The 18096-nt window shown below is 68.7% G+C and carries 19 protein-coding genes; 9 read left to right on the top strand and 10 right to left on the bottom strand.

Features of this window, described 5'->3' with window-relative positions:
• Nucleotide 1: 1 nt before the first annotated feature.
• Genes DT074_RS05590 through DT074_RS05555 form a run of 8 tightly spaced genes read left to right on the top strand, consistent with a single transcriptional unit; the run spans nucleotide 2 to nucleotide 5955 of the window.
• Nucleotides 2–895, top strand: a complete 894-nt coding sequence (locus tag DT074_RS05590; protein WP_119418832.1) for a branched-chain amino acid ABC transporter permease — start codon at nucleotides 2–4, stop codon at nucleotides 893–895.
• Between the two features lie 2 nt (nucleotides 896–897).
• On the top strand, nucleotides 898–1641 hold the full coding sequence (locus DT074_RS05585) for an ABC transporter ATP-binding protein (RefSeq protein WP_368744443.1): 744 nt from the start codon (nucleotides 898–900) through the stop codon (nucleotides 1639–1641).
• A gap of 10 nt (nucleotides 1642–1651) precedes the next feature.
• Complete coding sequence (locus tag DT074_RS05580) at nucleotides 1652–2368, top strand: ABC transporter ATP-binding protein (protein WP_119418831.1); 717 nt, start codon at nucleotides 1652–1654, stop codon at nucleotides 2366–2368.
• 5 nt (nucleotides 2369–2373) lie between these two features.
• A complete protein-coding gene (locus DT074_RS05575) occupies nucleotides 2374–3258 on the top strand; it encodes a branched-chain amino acid ABC transporter permease (RefSeq protein ID WP_119418830.1) in 885 nt (294 codons plus the stop codon).
• A gap of 2 nt (nucleotides 3259–3260) precedes the next feature.
• Nucleotides 3261–4151 (top strand): branched-chain amino acid ABC transporter permease, encoded by an 891-nt coding sequence (locus DT074_RS05570; protein WP_162914649.1) that lies wholly within the window; start codon nucleotides 3261–3263, stop codon nucleotides 4149–4151.
• Nucleotides 4151–4849 carry an ABC transporter ATP-binding protein gene (locus DT074_RS05565; protein ID WP_119418869.1) on the top strand — a complete coding sequence of 233 codons (699 nt, stop codon included), beginning with the start codon at nucleotides 4151–4153 and terminating at the stop codon, nucleotides 4847–4849. Before DT074_RS05570 ends, DT074_RS05565 begins: the two co-directional genes overlap by 1 nt.
• Nucleotides 4842–5561, top strand: a complete 720-nt coding sequence (locus DT074_RS05560) for an ABC transporter ATP-binding protein (RefSeq protein WP_119418828.1) — start codon at nucleotides 4842–4844, stop codon at nucleotides 5559–5561. Before DT074_RS05565 ends, DT074_RS05560 begins: the two co-directional genes overlap by 8 nt.
• Before the next feature lie 4 nt (nucleotides 5562–5565).
• Nucleotides 5566–5955 carry a FixH family protein gene (locus tag DT074_RS05555; RefSeq protein WP_162914648.1) on the top strand — a complete coding sequence of 130 codons (390 nt, stop codon included), beginning with the start codon at nucleotides 5566–5568 and terminating at the stop codon, nucleotides 5953–5955.
• 3 nt (nucleotides 5956–5958) lie between these two features.
• On the opposite strand, the gene DT074_RS05550 is transcribed toward DT074_RS05555, so the two are convergent.
• The 6 genes from DT074_RS05550 to DT074_RS05525 form a co-directional block, all read right to left on the bottom strand.
• Complete coding sequence (locus DT074_RS05550; RefSeq protein WP_119418826.1) at nucleotides 5959–7137, bottom strand: ABC transporter permease; 1179 nt, start codon at nucleotides 7135–7137, stop codon at nucleotides 5959–5961.
• Nucleotides 7134–8159: an ABC transporter permease gene (locus tag DT074_RS05545; protein WP_119418825.1), complete on the bottom strand. Its 1026-nt coding sequence runs from the start codon at nucleotides 8157–8159 to the stop codon at nucleotides 7134–7136. The genes DT074_RS05550 and DT074_RS05545 overlap by 4 nt, the downstream gene beginning before the upstream one ends.
• 12 nt (nucleotides 8160–8171) lie before the next feature.
• Nucleotides 8172–10061 (bottom strand): ABC transporter ATP-binding protein, encoded by a 1890-nt coding sequence (locus DT074_RS05540; RefSeq protein WP_119418824.1) that lies wholly within the window; start codon nucleotides 10059–10061, stop codon nucleotides 8172–8174.
• A gap of 11 nt (nucleotides 10062–10072) precedes the next feature.
• Entirely contained in the window at nucleotides 10073–10564 is a 492-nt protein-coding gene (locus DT074_RS05535) for a hypothetical protein (protein WP_119418823.1), read from the bottom strand.
• Between the two features lie 63 nt (nucleotides 10565–10627).
• Complete coding sequence (locus DT074_RS05530) at nucleotides 10628–11374, bottom strand: polysaccharide deacetylase family protein (protein WP_119418822.1); 747 nt, start codon at nucleotides 11372–11374, stop codon at nucleotides 10628–10630.
• A gap of 5 nt (nucleotides 11375–11379) precedes the next feature.
• Nucleotides 11380–12534: a glycosyltransferase family protein gene (locus tag DT074_RS05525; protein WP_119418821.1), complete on the bottom strand. Its 1155-nt coding sequence runs from the start codon at nucleotides 12532–12534 to the stop codon at nucleotides 11380–11382.
• Nucleotides 12535–12640: 106 nt separating this feature from the next.
• Here DT074_RS05525 and DT074_RS05520 point away from each other — a divergent pair, with 106 nt between their 5' ends.
• The gene (locus DT074_RS05520; protein WP_119418820.1) at nucleotides 12641–13582 is read left to right on the top strand and encodes a DMT family transporter; all 942 of its coding nucleotides are present in this window, start codon (nucleotides 12641–12643) and stop codon (nucleotides 13580–13582) included.
• On the opposite strand, the gene DT074_RS05515 is transcribed toward DT074_RS05520, so the two are convergent.
• The 4 genes from DT074_RS05515 to DT074_RS05500 are packed head-to-tail and all read right to left on the bottom strand — an operon-like array spanning nucleotide 13542 to nucleotide 17762.
• Complete coding sequence (locus DT074_RS05515) at nucleotides 13542–14138, bottom strand: histidine phosphatase family protein (protein ID WP_119418819.1); 597 nt, start codon at nucleotides 14136–14138, stop codon at nucleotides 13542–13544. The two genes, DT074_RS05520 and DT074_RS05515, sit on opposite strands and share 41 nt — an antisense overlap.
• Nucleotides 14135–15256, bottom strand: a complete 1122-nt coding sequence (locus tag DT074_RS05510; protein ID WP_119418818.1) for a glycosyltransferase family 4 protein — start codon at nucleotides 15254–15256, stop codon at nucleotides 14135–14137. The genes DT074_RS05515 and DT074_RS05510 overlap by 4 nt, the downstream gene beginning before the upstream one ends.
• Entirely contained in the window at nucleotides 15247–16491 is a 1245-nt protein-coding gene (locus DT074_RS05505) for a glycosyltransferase (protein WP_119418817.1), read from the bottom strand. The genes DT074_RS05510 and DT074_RS05505 overlap by 10 nt, the downstream gene beginning before the upstream one ends.
• A 56-nt stretch (nucleotides 16492–16547) precedes the next feature.
• The gene (locus DT074_RS05500) at nucleotides 16548–17762 is read right to left on the bottom strand and encodes a glycosyltransferase family protein (protein WP_119418816.1); all 1215 of its coding nucleotides are present in this window, start codon (nucleotides 17760–17762) and stop codon (nucleotides 16548–16550) included.
• Between the last annotated feature and the right edge of the window lie 334 nt (nucleotides 17763–18096).

Raw genomic sequence — 18096 nt, 5'->3', positions numbered from 1 at the left:
AATGGATTTCTACTACGGCCTGGCCCAGATCATCGGCGTCCACACCCTGCTCGGCCTGTCCGCCTATATGGTCCTGCTGACCGGGCAGGTGAGCCTGGCGCAGGCTGGCTTCGCCGCCGTCGGCGCCTATGTCGCGGCCATGCTGACCGTGCTGGCCGGCATGCATCTCTTTCCGGCGCTGCTGATCGCGGGCATCGCGGCCGCGACGATCGCCTGCGCGGTCGGCTTCCCGGCGCTTCGCGTGCGCGGGCTGATGCTGGTGATCGCGACCCTGGCTTTCGGCGAGGCGGTGCGTCTCTTCTTCTTCAACTTCGACTACCAGATCGCCAAGGGCGAGGTGAGAGTCGGTCCGCTCGGCGGCGAAGGGTTCCGGCAGATCCGTTACTTCCCGGAGAACGGCTGGACCACCTTCGAGGTCATGCTGCTGATCTGGGCCATCGTCGCCATGGTGATGGCGGCACTCTGGTGGATGGACCGCAGCCGCACCGGCGCCGTGCTGCGCGCGGTGGGCGAGGACGAGCTGGCGGCGCAGAGCGTCGGCATCAACCTCACCGCCGTGAAGGTCTCGGCCATGGCCGCCGGCGGCTTCATCGCCGGCCTGTCCGGCGGCATCTACGCGCACTACACGACCCATATCGAGCACGCCAATTTCGGCGTCGTGCTGGCGACCTTCGCCATCGCCTATCCGATCCTGGGGGGCCTCTCCTCGGTCTTCGGCACGGTGATCGCCGTGGTGTTCATCCAGGGCGTGCTGATCGAGGGGCTGCGCTTCATGGGCGACTGGCGCAACCTGCTGTTCGGCGCGCTGATCGTGCTGGCGATGAATCTCAGGCCGCACGGCCTGCTCGATCCGCGGTCACTCGCCATGCTGCGCCGCCTGGTCGGCCGGGCCTGAACGTGCTGGCGCTCGACGGCATCGCCAAGCATTTCGGCGGCATCCGCGCTGTCGACGATCTGGCACTGACGGTCGCCAAGGGCGAGATCCTGGGGCTGATCGGCCCGAACGGATCCGGCAAGAGCACGACCGTCAACCTGATCTGCGGCCTTTATCCGGTCACCGCGGGCCGGATCACGCTCGACGGCCGCGACATCACCGACCTGCCGACGCATCGCCGGCTCTCGGAAGGCATCGCCCGCACCTTCCAGAACATCCGCCTGTTCGGCGGCCTGACCGTCTGGCAGAACCTGTGGGTGGCGCAGAACGCGCCGGCGCATCGCAAGGAGAGAGGCTATCTCGCGCGCTGGCTCGGCGGCTCGAAGCAGGCACGCGAGGAGACCGGGCGGCTGCTCGACTTCGCCGGCCTCGCGCATCGCAAGGACGAGCTTGCCGCCAATCTCGCCTTCGGCGAGCAGCGCCGTCTCGAGCTCGCCCGCGCGCTGGCGACGCGGCCTTCGCTGCTGCTGCTCGACGAACCGGCCGCCGGCATGAATGCGGAGGAGATCGCCGCGCTCGACGAGCGGATCCGCGAGCTGAAGCGTCAGGGCTATACCATCGTGCTGATCGAACACCACATGGAGCTGGTGATGGCGGTGTCGGACCGCGTCTGCGTGCTGAATTTCGGCCGCAAGATTGCCGAAGGCACCGCCGCCGAGGTACAGGCCGATCCGGCCGTGCGCCAGGCCTATCTCGGCACGGCGTGAGGGCGATCCGATGCTGGACGTGCGCGATGTCGTCACCGCCTATGGCAAGATCGAAGCGCTGAAAGGCGTGACGCTCAGCGTTGCCGAGGGCCGCATCACCTGTCTGCTCGGCCCTAACGGCGCCGGCAAGACCACCTTGATGTACTCGATCGCCGGCATCCTGAAGCCCCGGCGCGGGCGCATCGCGCTGAAGGACCGGGAGATCACCGGCCGGGCGCCGGACCAGGTGGTGCAGGCGGGCGTCGCGCTGGTGCCGGAGAACCGGCTGGTCTTTCCGCAGATGTCGGTGCGGGAGAACCTGACGGCCGGCGCCTATCTGCGCCGCGACCGCGCCGGCATCGCCGCCGATATGGAGCGCATGTTCCAACGCTTCCCGCGGCTGAAGGAGCGCGAGGGACAGCTCGCCGGCACGCTTTCGGGCGGCGAGCAGCAGATGCTGTCGGTCGCCCGGGCGCTGATGTCGCGGCCGCGTCTCCTGCTGATGGACGAGCCCTCGCTCGGTCTCGCGCCGCTGGTGGTGGAGGAGATCTTCCGCATCGTCACCGAGCTGAACCGCGATGGCACCACCATCTTCCTGGTCGAGCAGAACGCCCATATGGCGCTCAAGGTGGCGCACCACTTCTATCTGATGGAACAGGGCCGGGTCAGCTTCAGCGGCACGCCCGGCGAGGTGGAAGAGGCCGAGGTCATCCAGCGCGCCTATCTCGGATCGCGCCGCGCGGATTGACGACCATGGCCCACGACCTGGCGCAGAACACGGTCGACGGGCTGATGACTGGCAGCGCCTATGCGATGCTGGCGCTCGGCTTCACGCTCATCTTCGGCGTGATGCGGCGGCTCAATCTCTCTTACGGCCCATCGATCATGATCGGCGCCTATCTGGGCACCCTCGTGCACCTCCAGTTTGGGATGGGCGCAGCTGTGGTGGCCCTGGTCACCGTTCTCGGCGCGGTGGCGGCAGGCTTCTATGTCGAGCGGCTCTGCTTTGCGCCGATGCGGGGCCAGGCCGCGACCGCCTCGATGGTGGCGAGCTTCGCCATCTGGATGCAGCTCGAGGAATTGGCCACGCTCCTTCTGCCGCGGCACAGCTATCCGTTCCCTGCCTTGATAGCGCGGCCGCCGTTTGAGATCGCCGGCATCCTGATCCGCGCCGACCGCCTGCTGACGCTCGGTGCGGCCATTGCGGCAATGCTGGCGCTTTGGCTGCTGGTGCACCGGTCCCGCTTCGGCCTCGCGCTGCGGGCCACGGCGCGCGACCGCGCCACGGCGCGCCATCTCGGCATCGATGTCGATCGCATCGGCCTGATCGCCTTTCTCGGCGCCTCGGCGCTGGGCGGGCTCGCCGGCATGCTGGTGATCGCGGCCGACCAGCAGATCACGCCGATGTTCGGCATGTGGGCGACGTTCAAGGGCCTGGTGGCGATGATGCTGGGCGGCCTCGGCAGCATCCCCGGCGCGGTCATCGGCGGATTGCTGCTCGGCGTGGTCGAGGCGCATGGGCAATGGTTTTTCGGCCCGCAGCTGCGCGACCTTCTGGTCTATGCGCTGCTCTTCCTCTGCCTCGTGCTGCGGGCCGGTATCGGCGCCGGCGTGCCGTCCGCCGAGCGAAGGATCTGAGCATGGAACCGCATCTCGTCGGCGTGCTGACCAATATCGGCATGATCGCCTTCGTCGCGCTCTCGGCCTACCTGCTGCTGCTGGTCGGCGAGATCTCGTTCGGCCAGCAGGCCTTTTTCGGCATCGGCGCCTATGCCGCCGGGATCGGCACCGCCGTGCTCGACCTGCCGCTCGGTCTCGCGCTGGCGATCGGCGCCATAGCGGCGGCAATCGGGCAGCTCGCCCTGGCGCTGCCGACCTTCCGGCTGCGCGGGCTCTATTTCGCCATGGCGAGCCTCGCCTTCGCGGAGATGATGCGGATCGTGCTGGAGCTGACGCAGTTCCAGGTCGAGCGCGACGGCGAGCTGGTCGGCCCGAACGGAGCGGAAGGGTTCCGCGGTATCCGCTATATCTTCGAGCGCGGCATCGAGCCGGCCGAATTCCTGCTCCTCGTCGCCGCCCTGCTGGCAGCAACCCTCGCTCTCCTGGCCGTGCTCGAGCGCAGCCGCTTCGGCCGCCGGCTGCGCATGGTGGGCGAGGACGAGTTGCTCGCCGCGCTGAGCGGCATCGACGTGTTCCGCACCAAGCTCGCGATGGCCGCGGCGGCCGGCGCCCTCGCCGGGCTCGGCGGCGGGCTCTACGCCCATGCCAGCACCTATATCGAGCCCCGGCTGTTCGACGTCATGCTCGGGGTGCACAGCCTGGCCTATGGCCTGATCGGCGGGCTCGGCACGGCGCTGGGGCCGTTGCTGGGCGTCGGGCTGGATATCGGGCTGCTGGAATCCACGCAGATGTTTGCCGGGTACCGCATGATCGTGTTCGGCGGGCTGGTCGCGGTTCTCCTGATCTGGCGGCCGCGCGGTCTGCTCGACGAGCGGCTGCTGCACCGGCTCGCCCGGATCGGGCGGCGCTGATGCTGACGCTGGCCGGCATCGCCAAGCGGTTCGGCGGCATCGAGGCCCTGACCGGCATCGACCTCGCCGTCCCGGCCGGCAGCCTGCTCGGCCTGATCGGACCGAACGGGTCGGGCAAGACGACCTTGCTCAACGTCGTCTCCGGCTTCACGGCGCCCGATGCGGGCGAGGTGCGGATCGGCGCGACCGAGGTGACCGGCTGGCCGCCGCATCGCATCGCGCGCCTCGGCGTCGGCCGCACCCTGCAGCACCCGCGGGTCTTCAGTCGCCTTACGGTGCTGGACAATATCCGGGGCGACAGCCGGCTGTCGGCGGGGGAGGCCGAGGCCCTGCTCGACCGCTTCGGCCTGAGCGCACAGCGAGGCCGGCTCGGCGACGAGCTGACGATCGGCGAGCTGCGCCGACTTGACCTCGCCCGCGCCGTCGCGCGCGACCCGCGCCTGCTGCTGCTCGACGAGCCGGCCGGCGGACTTACCCCGTCCGAGACCTCGGCGATGGCCGACCTGCTCAGCCGGGAAGTGCTGCCGGGGCGTACCGGCATTCTGATCGAGCACAAGATGGATCTGATCGCGGCGCTCTGCCCGTGCGTCGTGGTGCTGGATTTTGGCCGGCGCATCGCCGAGGGCGCGCCCAGCGAGGTGCTGCGCCGGCCGGAGGTGGTGGAGGCCTATTTCGGCACGGAGGGTGCCGATGCTTGACTGCACCGAACTCGGCGTCCGCTACGACGCCCTGCCGGCGGTGCGCGGCGTCACGCTCGGCGTTCCGTCGGCGAGGATCGTCTGCGTGCTAGGGCCGAACGGCGCGGGCAAGAGCTCGCTGCTCGGCGCCATCTCGGGCCAGGTCCGCCCGGTCGCCGGCAGCATCCGCTTCGACGGCGAGGCGATCGAAATGCTGCCGCCCCATGCCATCACCGCGCGCGGGATCGCGCATGTACCGGAGGGCCGGATGCTGTTCGGCGATCTCAGCCTGCGTGAGAACTTGCTGCTCGGCGCCCACAATGCCGGCTCTCTCGCCCGCGCCGCCGACCGGCTGGACGCGACACTGGATGCCTTCCCGATGCTGCGGTCGCGGCTCGACGAGCCGGCCGGGATGCTGAGCGGCGGCCAGGCGCAGATGCTGGCGCTGGCGCGCGGGCTGATGGCGGCGCCGAAGCTGATATTGCTGGACGAGCCTTCGCTCGGGCTGTCCCCGAAGGCGACGGCGGACGTGTTCCGCCTCGTCGCCGCTTTGCCGGCTCGCGGCGTCGCGGTGCTGCTGGTCGAGCAGAATGTGCGGCGCGCGCTGGCGGTCTCGGGCTATGCTTACCTGATGCGGAACGGCCTGTTCCAGGCCCAGGGCCCGGCAGCGGAGCTGATGCGGGACCCGATGGTGCAGGACGCCTATTTCGGCGATCTCCATGCTGGGGAGTGATGCGATGCGATGGATGTTGCCCGCGCTGCTTGCGGCTTTGATTTCCGGCACTACCCACGCCGCCGACCGGGCCGAGGCGGAAGTCACCTGCCTGCCGACGCGGGACAAGCTGGTCTACGACTGCCTGGTGCGGCTCACCAACCTGCAGAGCAAGGCCGCGGTCGCCGGCGCCGAGGTGATGGTATCGGCCGACATGCCCTCGATGCCGATGGCGCACAACGTGCGCCCGGTCAGCGCCGCGCCGATCCGCGGCGAGCCCGGGGTCTATGGCTTCCGCCTGCACCTCGAGATGCAGGGCGAATGGGCGCTGAAGATCGGCGTCAACAAGCCGTTCCGCGACCTCGTCGTCCGCGTGCTGGAATTCGGCCCTACCCTGGTGCAGCCGAAACGGTAGCGCCTATCGGTAGGGATCCGCCGCGTCGCGCAGGCCGTCGCCGAGGAAGTTGAAGGCGAGCACCACCAGCAGCACCGGCACGCAGGGCAGCATCAGCCAGGGATACAGCGCCACCACGTTGATGTTCTGCGCCTCGTTGAGCAGAACGCCCCAGCTGGTGATTGGCGGGCGCAGGCCGAGCCCCAGGAACGACAGCGCCGTCTCGCCCAGGATCATCGCCGGGATGGAGAGCGAGGCGGACGCGATCAGGTGGCTCATGAAGCTCGGCAGCAGATGCCGGCCGATGACGCGCGCCGGCTTTGCCCCCATCAGCTGCGCCGCCGTGCAGAAATCCTCTTCGCGCAGCGCCAGCAGCTTGGAGCGCACGGCGCGCGCAAGGCCCGGCCAGTCGAGCAGGCCCAGGATGATCGTGATGCCGAAATAGATCACGATCGGGCTCCAGGTCACCGGCAGCGCGGCCGACAATGCCATCCAGAGCGGCAGCTCCGGGAACGACTTGATCATCTCGATGGCGCGCTGGATCACGTTATCGACCCAGCCGCCGTAATAGCCCGAGATGCCGCCCAGCACGATGCCGAGCACGAAGGAGATCACGATGCCGACCAGGCCGACGGTGAGCGAGATGCGCGTGCCGTAGACGATGCGCGAGAAGATGTCGCGGCCGAGCCGGTCAGTGCCGAACAGGAACAGGGTGCCGCCATTGGCCGGGCAGGCGAGATGGAAGCTGCCCGGGATTAGGCCCCAGAAATAGTACTCGTCGCCGAAGCAGAAGAAGCGCAGCGGCTGCACCTTCGCCGGGTTCGGCGTGTAGATGCGCTGCAGCGTTTCCATGTCGAGCTTGTAGTCGAGGCCGTAGACGAAGGGCCCGACGAAACTGCCCTCGTGGAACAGATGGATGCCCTGCGGCGGCGCGAAGATGTGCTTGGCGTCGCGGGTGGTCTGGTTGTACGGCGCGATCATCTCGCTGATCAGGATGGAGAAGTAGAACACCGCCAGCACCACGGCCGAAACGACCGCGATCTTGTGACGACGGAACTTCCACCACATCAGCTGCCATTGCGAGGCGCGGTAGAACCGCTCCTGCTCCGGCGACATCGCCTCGACCGAATTGGGATCGAACGGCTCGCGGCTGACCCAATGGGGCAGAGGGTCGGATTGGGGATCGATGTCGCGCGTCGTCATCGTGTCGCTCCGCCGGCGAGACGGATGCGCGGGTCGAGCGCGGCCAGCAGCAGGTCGGAGATGAACATGCCGATCACGGTCAGGATCGACAGGAAGAACAGGATCGAGCCGGCGAGATACTGATCCAGGCTCTGCAGCGATTGCAGCAGAAGTGGCCCGACCGTCGGCAGCGACAGCACGACCGAGACGATGGCGGAGCCCGAGACGATGCTGGGGAGCAGGTTGCCGATATCGGCGACGAACGGATTCAGCGCCATCCGGATCGGATACTTGATCAGCAGCCGCGTCGGCGGCAGGCCCTTGGCCCGGCCGGTCACCACATACTGCTTCTGCAGCTCGTCCAGCAGGTTCGCGCGCAGCCGCCGGATCATCGCCGCGGTGCCGGAGGTGCCGATGATGATGGTCGGGATGATCATGTGAGACAGCACCGACATCGACTTGCCCCAGGACCAGGGCTGGCCTTCATAGGTCGGGTCCATCAATCCGCCGATCGAGAGCCCGAACCAGAGATTGAAGAAGAACAGCATGACCAGCGCGAGCAGGAAGTTCGGCGTCGCGAGGCCGAGATAGCCAAGGAAGGTGAAGCCGTAATCGCCGATCGAGTATTGCCGCGTCGCCGAGTAGACGCCGATCGGGAAAGCAACCAGATAGGTGAACAGGATGGCGGCGAAGTTGAGGACGACAGTCAGCATCAGCCGGTCGCCCACCACCTCGTTGACCGGGCGGTTGAACTCGAAGGACCAACCGAAATCGCCCTGCAGGATGCCGCTATAGCGGCCCTGATGCGGCAGGAAGCCCATCCAGATGCCGTATTGCGTCAGGATCGGCTCGTCGAGGGCGTATTGCTTGCGCAGGAACTCGGCCTTCTCCACCGCCGCCTGCTCGCCCTGGCTCTTCAGCTCCTCGATCTGGTTGGAGAGATAGTCGCCGGGCGGCAGGCGGATGATCAGGAAGGTGATGACGCTGATGACAAGCAGCGTCGGAACCATCACCAGCACGCGATGCATCAGGAAGGTGAACATGCGCCGCCGGCCTCAGGCCGCCCGGCCGACGGCATGCATGCCGTCGGGATCGGCACGCACGAAATGACCGCCGCCGAGATCGACCAGCGCCGGACGGGTCGAGCCGTTGATGGTGAACGGCATCGGCCAGGCGCGCGGGTCCGAGGCCCGGCCCTCCATCAACGCGCCGAGATCGAGCTTGCTGTCGGGATCCGGATGCGGCACCGCGGACAGCAGCGCCTTGGTGTAGGGATGCGTCGGATTGCTGAACAGCGCCTCGCGCGGCGCCATCTCGACCAGCCGGCCAGCGCACATCACCGCAATGCGGTCGGCGATGTAGTCGACCACCGCGAGGTTGTGGCTGATGAAGAGATAGGTCAAGCCGAGCTCGGCCTTCAGGTCCTTCAGCAGGTTCAGCACCTGGGCCTGGATCGAGACGTCGAGCGCCGAGACCGGCTCGTCGCAGATCAGCAGCTCCGGCTGCAACGCCAGCGCCCGGGCGATGCCGATGCGCTGGCGCTGGCCGCCCGAGAAGCTGTGCGGATAGCGGCGGAGAAAGCGCACGTCGAGGCCGACCAGCTGCATCAGTTCCTTGACGCGCTCGAACCGCTCCTCGGCATCGCCAAGCTTATGAATGATCAAAGGTTCCGACAGGATGTCGAACACCGTCATGCGCGGGTTGAGCGAGGAATACGGGTCCTGGAAGATGAACTGCACCTTGCGGCGGTAATCGAACAGCTCCTGCTCGTTCAGCGCCAGCACGTCGCGCATCTGCCCGCGATCGTTGAAGGTGATCTGGCCCGTGTCGGGCCGCATCGCCCGCATCACCATCTTCGAGGTCGTGGTCTTGCCGCAGCCGGATTCGCCGACCAGGCCAAGGCATTCGCCGCGATGGATGAAGAAGCTGACATCGTCGACCGCGACGTTCTCCGCCCCCGTCTTGCCGCCGAACATGCCAGCGCGGCGGATCGAGAAGCGCTTGCTCAGCCCCTTGACGTCGAGCAGCGGCGCCGCGTCGGCGCCTTCCGGCCAGGGCTCCTTCCGCTGCATCAGGTGGCCCATCTCGGATTCGATCTCGCGGATCGGCACCAGCCGCTCGCCCGGCTGCATGTCGAAGCGCGGCACGGCGCGCAGCAGCGCCTTGAGATAGGGATGCTCGGCCCGGCGGAAGATGTCGTCCAGCGTGCCGCTCTCCATCACCCGGCCGTGATACATCACCACGACCTCGTCGGCGACATTGGCGACCACGCCGAGATCGTGGGTGATGATCAGCACCGCCATGCCGAACTCGTCCTGAAGGTCGCGGATCAGCTTCAGGATCTGCGCCTGGATGGTGACGTCGAGCGCGGTGGTCGGCTCGTCGGCGATCAGCAGCGCCGGCCGGCAGACCAGCGCCATGGCGATCATGGCGCGCTGGCGGAGCCCTCCCGACAGCTCGAAGGGATAGGTCCTGAGCGCCCGGTTCGGATTGGGGAAGCCGACCAGGCGCAGCATCTCCTCGGTCAGGCTCAGCGCTTCCTTGGTCGAAGTGCGCCGGTGCAGCTTGAGCGCTTCCGACACCTGGTCGCCCACCGTGTGCAGCGGCGACAGCGAGGTCATCGGCTCCTGGAAGATGATGGAGATGCGGCCGCCGCGGATGGCCCGCATTTCCGGGCCGTCCTGCGGCAGACTGGCGATGTCGGTTGCGGCACCGCCCTTCGCCGGGTCGTAGAAATTGATGCTGCCGGCGGTGATCCGGCCGGCCTTGGGCAGGATGCCCATGATCGCCTGGCTCACCACCGACTTGCCGGAACCGCTCTCGCCGACCACCGCCACGGTGCGCCGTTCCGGCACCCGGAATGACACACCGTCGACCGCGCGGATGACGCCCTCGTTCACATGGAATTCGACCTTCAGGTCGTTGATCTGGAGGACGTTGCCCATTGCCGACGGTCTCAGAGGGTATCGGCGGCGAGAACGCCGAGTGCCTTGAAATTGGCCAAGGTCGGCGGGTCGAAGGCAAGGCCGCGCTCGCGTGTGCTGCGGGCACTCGCTTCCACCACCTCGCGAAACCCGTCCAGGGTCGAATCGATGCGGATGGTCCGGCTGCGGCCGTGGATGGCGAGCTGCATCCAGCCCTTTTCGCGATCCTTGCGGGTGGAGAAATAACGAAGCTTCACCCGGTCGACCTCGTCCCACCGCAAGCTTGCACCGAGCGGCCCCCGCGCTGCCACACCTCCGGCGTCCAGCTCGATCGTCGTGCTGTGGCGCAACGCGGTCCGTCCGGCAAAGGTCAGAAACAGTAGCGAAAGCCCCCCAAACACCCACACCATGACAGAGGCCACATCCATGAACAAGAGCGGGGCGACCGTGATCGCGAGCCCGAAGGCGGCGCGCGCATAGTCGCCGAGCAGTGCCTGGCCGGGATAACGATAGGTCGCCGTCATTACTGCATCGCTACCGTGTCGCGCACGCGGCGTCTACCGGCGCAGGTGCGGGCGTGACGGCGATCACGCAGCCTCCAGGAGGTCGACGGCAGCGAGCCAGCGCGCCGCCGCATGCGCTGCAATCTCGGCCACCAACCCGCCGATCGCTGCCATATCTTCCGGTTCGTGAACGAGGTGATGCGTGAGCAGGCCGGTCGGCTCGACCGCGTCGGCCGTCCCCTGCCGACGCGCCGCAAGATGGCCGGCAAGCGCCTCGGCCAGACGGCCTAGGCCGAGAAAGCGGCGAGTGCCGCGCCAATCGATCGGATCGGCGTGCGTGTTGACCTGCAGCAGCCCGGGAGCGGCATGGCGAGCCGGCCGCGGCCCATAGGCGGAGAGAACGCGGTGACCGATATCGGCCAGCCGGGCGGTCAGGGCGGCCGGGCAACGATTCCACGGCGGCACGAAGATCGGGATGGAGCGGGCACCGAACACCTCGAACAGGCGGCCTCGTCCGACCTGCACTTCCGCCGTCATGGCATCGAGATCGCGTTCGTCGGTGAATTCGGCCTTCTTCGTCCCGGGCGCCGCGTGATTGGTATGCCTATGGCCATGCTGCAGAACGGCCACCTGCGTGCCCGTCGCGGCAAGCGCCGCAGCCAACGCCGCTTCGGCCTGCATCGGCACCACGGCGAGCGCGAGCGGGACCGCGCCCGCGGCGGCGAACAGCCGATCCAGCGCCGGCCCCGCCGTCACCGCATCGTCGTCGCGCCACCAGAAGGTCGCGGTCCGCTCCGCAGCGGCCCAGCGGTCGAGCTCGGCGCGCAGCATCCCGTTCACCAGCCGACCTCGGCGACCCAGCCGGCGACAAGGCGCCGGCTCGCGGCGAGGCCGTTCATGTCGACCTGCGCCTCGGCCGGCGGCGGCATGGCCAACGCCGCATCGATTTTCGTCGCCAGCGTCTCCGGCGCGAGCTCGCCCTCCGGCAGCACCGCGAAGGCGCCGCGCGCCGCAAGCAGCTCCGCCCGGAGGGTCTGCTCGGTTTCGAGCCCGCCGGCATAGGGCACCACGACGGCGCGGCAGCCGGCACTCATGATCTCCATCACCGTGTTGTAGCCGCCCTGGCTGATCGAGAGCCGGCAGCGGGCGAGCAATGCCGCGAAATCGCCGCGCGCCCGCTCGACCTTGACCCCCGCGCCGCCGAGCGCGGCGAGGCGCTGGAGGGTTTCATCCGGCAGGTTCACGCCGACCAGCACACGCCACGGCAGGTCACGCGCCGCGGAATGCGGTCGCGCCTGGATCGCCGTTTCCAGCAGGTGCTCGCCCACGGCGCCGCCGCCGGCCGAGACGATCACCTCGCCGGCACCGGGACCAGCCGGATCGTGGGACCGGGACCGGTCCACGACATAGCCGGTCGGATGCAGGCGGTCGGCGATGCGGGTCGCCAGCGGGAACGTGCGTTCGAACGGGATCAGGCCGGGATCGCCATGCACCAGCACATGGTCGAAATAGCGCTCGACCTGCTCCACCATCTCGACATTGCGCTCGGGCTTCGGTGCGGCGACCAGAATGTCGCGGACCGAGGAGACGACGACCGGCCGCTCGGCCGCCGCGATCGCCGCATCGAGCAGGGGCACCAGCTCGAATCGCATCTGGCGGCGGCCGAACGGGTAGAGCTCGAGCATCAGGAGGTGCGGCCGGACGTCGCGCCATAGAGCGAGCAGCGCCTCGCGCCGCCGCTCCCGCCAGGCATCGTCGATGACGGTGCCGGCCTCGTCGACCAGCACCTTGAAATAGAGATCGGTGGCGCGGACCGGCGGCAGCTGCACGAAGCGGGCGCCGCCGGTATCGAGCTCGGGCACCGGGAATCCGCCGGAGACCAGGGTCACATCCAGCCCGTCGGCGGCAAGTCCGCGCGCCAAGGTCGCCGCCCGCTTCAGATGGCCGATGCCGAGCAGGTGCTGGACGTAGAACAGGACACGTTTCGTCATGACGCCGCGATCATACGGTGCGGCGGGGGAATGACACGGCAAGAAGCGGGAAGACCGGTGGTCTCTCGCGCCCGAGGCTGGCGATCCAGATCAGTGAAGGTGACCCGTGCCCCCTGCCCCGCGTGCCGCAATGAATGCCGGCGACTGGAGCCTGCTGCTCCTGCTTTCCGTCCTGTGGGGCGGCTCGTTCTTCTTCAGCAAGGTGGCGCTGGCCGAGCTGCCGCCACTCACGGTCGCGTTCTTGCGGGTGGGGCTGGCCGCCGCGGCGCTGATGCCGGTGATATGCCTTCTGCGGCTCGCGCTGCCGCACGGCCTGCGCGGCTGGCGTGATCTCGCCATCATGGGCCTGTTGAACAACGCGCTGCCGATGAGCCTGATCTTCTGGGGCCAGACCCATATCGCCAGCGGCCTCGCCGCGATCCTGAACGGCACCACGCCGCTGTTCACGGTGGTGCTGGCCCATTTCCTGACCCGCGACGAGCGGCTTACGCCGGGCAAGGCCGCGGGCATTGCCGCGGGCTTCCTCGGCGTGGTCGCCATGATCGGGCCGGATGCCGTGGCCGGCCTGGGCGACGATGTGCTGGCGCAGGGGGCCGTGCTGGCCGCGGCGCTCTCCTATGCCTGCGCCGGTCTGTTCGGCCGCCGCTTCGCCGGCACGCCGCCCCTGGTGACGGCGACCGGCCAGCTCGCCTGCTCCGCCCTGCTTCTGCTGCCCGTGGTGGCGATCGCCGAGACGCCATTGCAATTGCAAATCCCCTCGCTCCGCACCTGTCTCGCGCTGACGGCGCTGGCCCTGGTCTCCACGGCGGCGGCCTATGTGATCTATTTCCGCCTCCTGGCGGCAGCCGGCGCGACCAACCTGCTGCTGGTCACCTTCCTGATCCCGGTGACCGCGCTGCTGCTCGGCATCGGCATCCTGGGCGAGGCGATCGCGGCGCGGCACCTCGTCGGGATGGCAATGATCGGCCTGGGCCTCGCCGCGATCGACGGCCGCCCGCTGGCGCTGCTCAAGCATGGCTGGAAGCCGCGTCGACCAGCGGCAGGTTGACGCGGGAGAGGCGAAGGCGCCCGCCTTCCCAGGCGAAAACCTGCAGGCAGCGCCAGTCGAACCGCACCGGCGGCTTGCCCTGCATCGGCCAATCGGTCGCCATCGCGGCCAGGGCGCGGATCACGCCCTTATGGCTGATCACCAGATGGCGCTCGTCGGCAAGGCTTGCGAGCCAGCGGAGCAGGCGTGCCTGCACCATGCGCGGGCTCTCGCCCCCCGGCGGGGCGAGGTCCAGACCGCGCGCCTCGTTGGCCGCGAAGCCGAGCGCCGGATCGGCGCGCAGTTCTGCCACCGTGCGCCCTTCATAGGCGCCCCAATCCATCTCGATCACCGCCGGCTCCACCGCGGCGTCGGCGCGGCCGATCAGCGCCGCCGTCTCGCGCGCCCGCCGGAGCGGGCTGGTCAGGCAACGGCAGGCGTCGAAAGGCGGCGGCGGACGCCTGCCCGCAAGGCCGGCGCGGCCCTCCGGGGACAGCGGCAGGTCGGCGCGGCCCTGCAGGCGCCCGATTACGCTCCAGGCGGTCGGCCCGTGGCGCAGGAAGGCGATTTCGGTCATCGCGGCACGAGCCCGCGCAGCAGGGCATCGATCCGCGCGGCGGCGGCATCGAGCCCGCGCTCGCCCACGGCAAAATCCCGCGCGCCGCGCGCCAGCGACGACCGACACCCCGGATCGTCCAGCAGTCTGCGCACCGCCGCGGCGAAGGCCGTTGCATCGCCCTCCGGCACCAGCAGGCCGGTGTGTTCGTGGATCACCACCTCCGGCACGCCGCGGACATTCCCTGCGATTGCGGGCAGGCCCGCCGCGGCGGCTTCGAGAAAGGCCATCCCATAGGCCTCGCCCGCGGCCGGCCAGACCAGCAGGTCCGACGCCGTGTAGAGGACCGTCAGCCGTTCGAGCGGCACCGCCCCGGCATAGACAACCCGGTCGGCGATCGGCGCCAGTGCCTGCTCGACTTCGTTCCGTGCTTCGCCATCGCCGACGACGATCAGGCGCCAGGGGCGATCCGTCAGCCGCGGCAAGGCGGCGCCGAGGCGGCGATAGGATTCGAGCTTGTCGCGGCTGCGCATCATGCCGACGGCAAGCAGCCAGGGCACTGCCGGTGACAGGCCAAGCGCGCTCGCGGCTTCCCGTCGTGCCAGCTCCCGATCGATCCCGGCAAAAGGCCCGGTATCGAGATACGGCGCCAGGTAGTGCGCACGCTGCGGCGCCGCGATCCGCGTCACCGATGCCAGGTCGAGGCGGGTCGGGCAGAGCAGCAGGTCGGCCCGCGCAATGGCGGCGCAATTGGCGCCGTGAAACCTGTCCCACGGGCCGCCGGCGCGCTTGGACGCGTAGGACGGCTCGTGGATCACGTAAGGGATGCGCAGCGCATCGGCGACGGCCGGCCCGATCAAATCCGGCGCCTTGTAGTAGCAGTGATAGGTGAACCAGAGATCCGGCGGGGCCGGCCCCAGCACAGCGACGACGCGCGCCGCTTCGGCCCCCGCTTCCAAGGCGATGCGCGCCTGCGCCGCCGGATCGCCGGCCAGATCGACGCTGCGAAAGCGGCTGGCGAGCTGGACCTGATGTCCGGCCCGTTCGAGCGCCGCCATCAGCAGCCGCGCGACGCGGCGGTCGCCCGAGGGCACCGCGTGGTCCGGCGGCTTCAACGGCGCGTAGAAGCTCACGCGCATGCGCGCCGCTCGCCGGCTTCCAGGCCGAACAACGCAGACAGATGATCGATGCCCGCAGCCATGCCGAATTCGGCTTTCAATCGTGCTTCGGCGGCGCGGCCGAGACGGTCGCGCAAGCCCGGGTCCGCCGCAAGCAGCGCCACGGCCTGCGCCAGCCGGGCCGGATCGCCGGGCGGGACCAGCATGCCGGTCTCGCCATCGCGGATCAGTTCGCCGATCGCGCCCGTATTGGTGGAAAGCGAGCAAAGGCGCTGGCTCGCCGCCTCCATCAGCACGTTGGGCAGGCCATCGCGGTCGCCATCGGCGGCGACCTTGGCGGCCAGGACGAACAGATCACCCTCGCGCAGCGCCGCGATGACCCCGGATTGCGGCTGGGCGCCGCGCCATTCGATACGGCCGGCGAGGCCGAGTTCGGCCGCGCGGCTCTTCAGCTGCTTCGACAGCACGCCGCCGCCGACATGGATAAAGCGCCAGTTCAGCTCGCGCGGCAGCCGCGCCAGTGCGTCCAGCAGATCGTCATAGCCCTTCTTCGCGACGGCGCGGCCGACCGAGACGATGCGCACCGGATCGGCCGGGTCGCGGCCGTCGCGCACCGATCGCGCCGGCGGCGGCGGGAAACGCGTGAGATCGAGGCCGTGATAGCAGAGCGAGACGCGACCCGCGGGCGCGAGACCGGCCAGATGCGCCGCACCGACGCTGGTGCAGGTGACGGCGAAGCGCGCATCGGCGAGCTTCTCCGCCTTCTCCCAATCGGGGATGGTGTAGATGTCCTTGGCATGCGCCGAGATCGAGAAGTCGAGCCCCATCAGCTGCGCGGCGTAGCGCGCGACCGAGCCCGGCGTGTGGATGAAATGTGCGTGCAGGCCACGGATGCGCCCTTCGAGCTCCGCCGCCAGCACCAGCGCCTGGCCGAAGCGGCGGCCGCGATTGGTCGTGCGGTCGCGCCGAAGATCGCGCAGCCAGAGGCGGCGGACCGCGGCATAGCTCGGCCAGCGCCTGACCTTCCGCCAGGCACGCAGCACCCGCAGCGGCTCCTGGTAGAGGTATTCGGGCAAGTAGACCACCTGGGCCTTGATCTCGTCGTGCACGGGATGGCGGTGCCGGTCGGTCGGATGGCGCAGCGAGATGATCACGATGTCGAGCCCGCGCGCTTCCAGCGCGGCGATCTCCTGCGCGATGAAGGTCTCCGACAGGCGCGGATAGCCCTTGAGGACGAAGGCCAGGGGGCGGGACATTCCCGTCCTTTAGCGCGGTTCGCGAGGCGGTGGAAATATAGTCAGGTGGAACCCGGTCAGGCGCGCGCGGCCCGCGCGTCGTCCTCGTCGCGGCGGAGCCAGGGCGCGGCGAGCCGGTGCACGTTGTCGAGGCCCTCGAGCAAGCCGGGGATCACGACTTCCGACGGCAGCCGCTGCTTGGGCAGTTCGCGCAGCGCCTCGGCCATGGTTTCCGGATCGTAGGTGCCGTCGTCTTCCAGCATGCGGACGAGGCCGAGCTCCTGCGCCCGATCGGCGCGGATCCACTGTTCCATGCGCGGCCGGGTGCGCGGTACGATCAGCGCCCGCTTGTCGAGCGAGAGCACCTCGCAGAAGGTGTTGTAGCCGCCCATGGCAACCACGCCGACGGCGTTCTGCTCCAAGGTCTCGATATGCGCGTCGAAGGTGATCGCCTCGACCCGGCGCAGCTTCTCGACCCTGGCCAGGAACTCCTCGCGCCGCTCCGGCTGCATGAAGGGGCCGAGCACGACCAGGGCCGGATAGGGTATGAAGGCCTTGCTCTCATAGGCGCGCAATATCCAGTCGACCAGCCCCTCGCCATCGCCGCCGCCGCCGGTCGTCACCAGGATATAGGGCCGCTTCACCATCTCCGGCAGCAGCTGCGAGGCCGGCGATGGCGGCGCCGTGCGCCGGAGATAGCCGGTATAGACGGCCTTGCGGCGGATCGCCTGGGACAGCTCCAACCCGGCCAGCGGATCGTGCACCTGCGGCAGGCCGTAGACCCAGATTTCGTCGTAGAGCTGGCGCAGGGCCGGCGCCACCTTCTTGCGACGCCATTCGGTGATCAGCTGGGTCGGTTCGTCCAGCACGTCGCGCAGGCCGAGCACCAGGCGCGTACCGCGATCCTTCAGCACCTTGAGGGCGCCTTCGACCTCGCCGCGCAAGCCGAGCGGCTCCTTGTCGACGATGAAGAGGTCCGGGTTGAAGATCGAGGCGGTGTGCTCGATGATCGAGGAGCGCAGCGCCAGCGTCTCCTCGATATCCATGTGCAGGTTGAGCGAGGTGTACTCGCCGTTCCGGAGCTTGATCACGCCCGGCACGCGGACGAAATCCACCCGGGCGCGGAAATCGAAACTGGAGATGATCGGCGAGCCCGACAGGATGAGGACCGAAAGGTTCTTCTCGCGCTCGACCAGCGCGTGCGCGATGGCCCGGCAGCGGCGGAGATGGCCGAGGCCGAAACTGTCATGGCTGTAGATCAGCACGCGCCCGCCGGCGCCCTTACGGAGCATGCGTCCGCCCCCTTCGACCCCCTTGATTGGCGGTCACTATGACACGCCCAAATCGCATCGGCAAAGCATTGCCCTGATCAGAAGACGATATTGGTGCCCTGGTTAAGCAAATGTCACGCCAACAAAAAATATTCGCGACAAGTGACACCACATTCGCAACCCGCTTGACTTGCAACAGAAGGCCTCATCGTCACCGACAATCAACCAATTGCGGTAGCAGTGGCGATCTTGTCTAATTGTCGTGGCGATACCGGCCAGCTGGGAAAGCCGCCGCGGCCAACCGCGCAATTATACACGCCTATCACCCCGACGGCCAAGGCATCGACGCGCGCTC

This window comes from Desertibaculum subflavum, assembly GCA_003576705.1.
Lineage (GTDB): Bacteria > Pseudomonadota > Alphaproteobacteria > Ferrovibrionales > Ferrovibrionaceae > Desertibaculum > Desertibaculum subflavum.
This window is presented reverse-complemented; position numbering and strand designations above follow the sequence as displayed.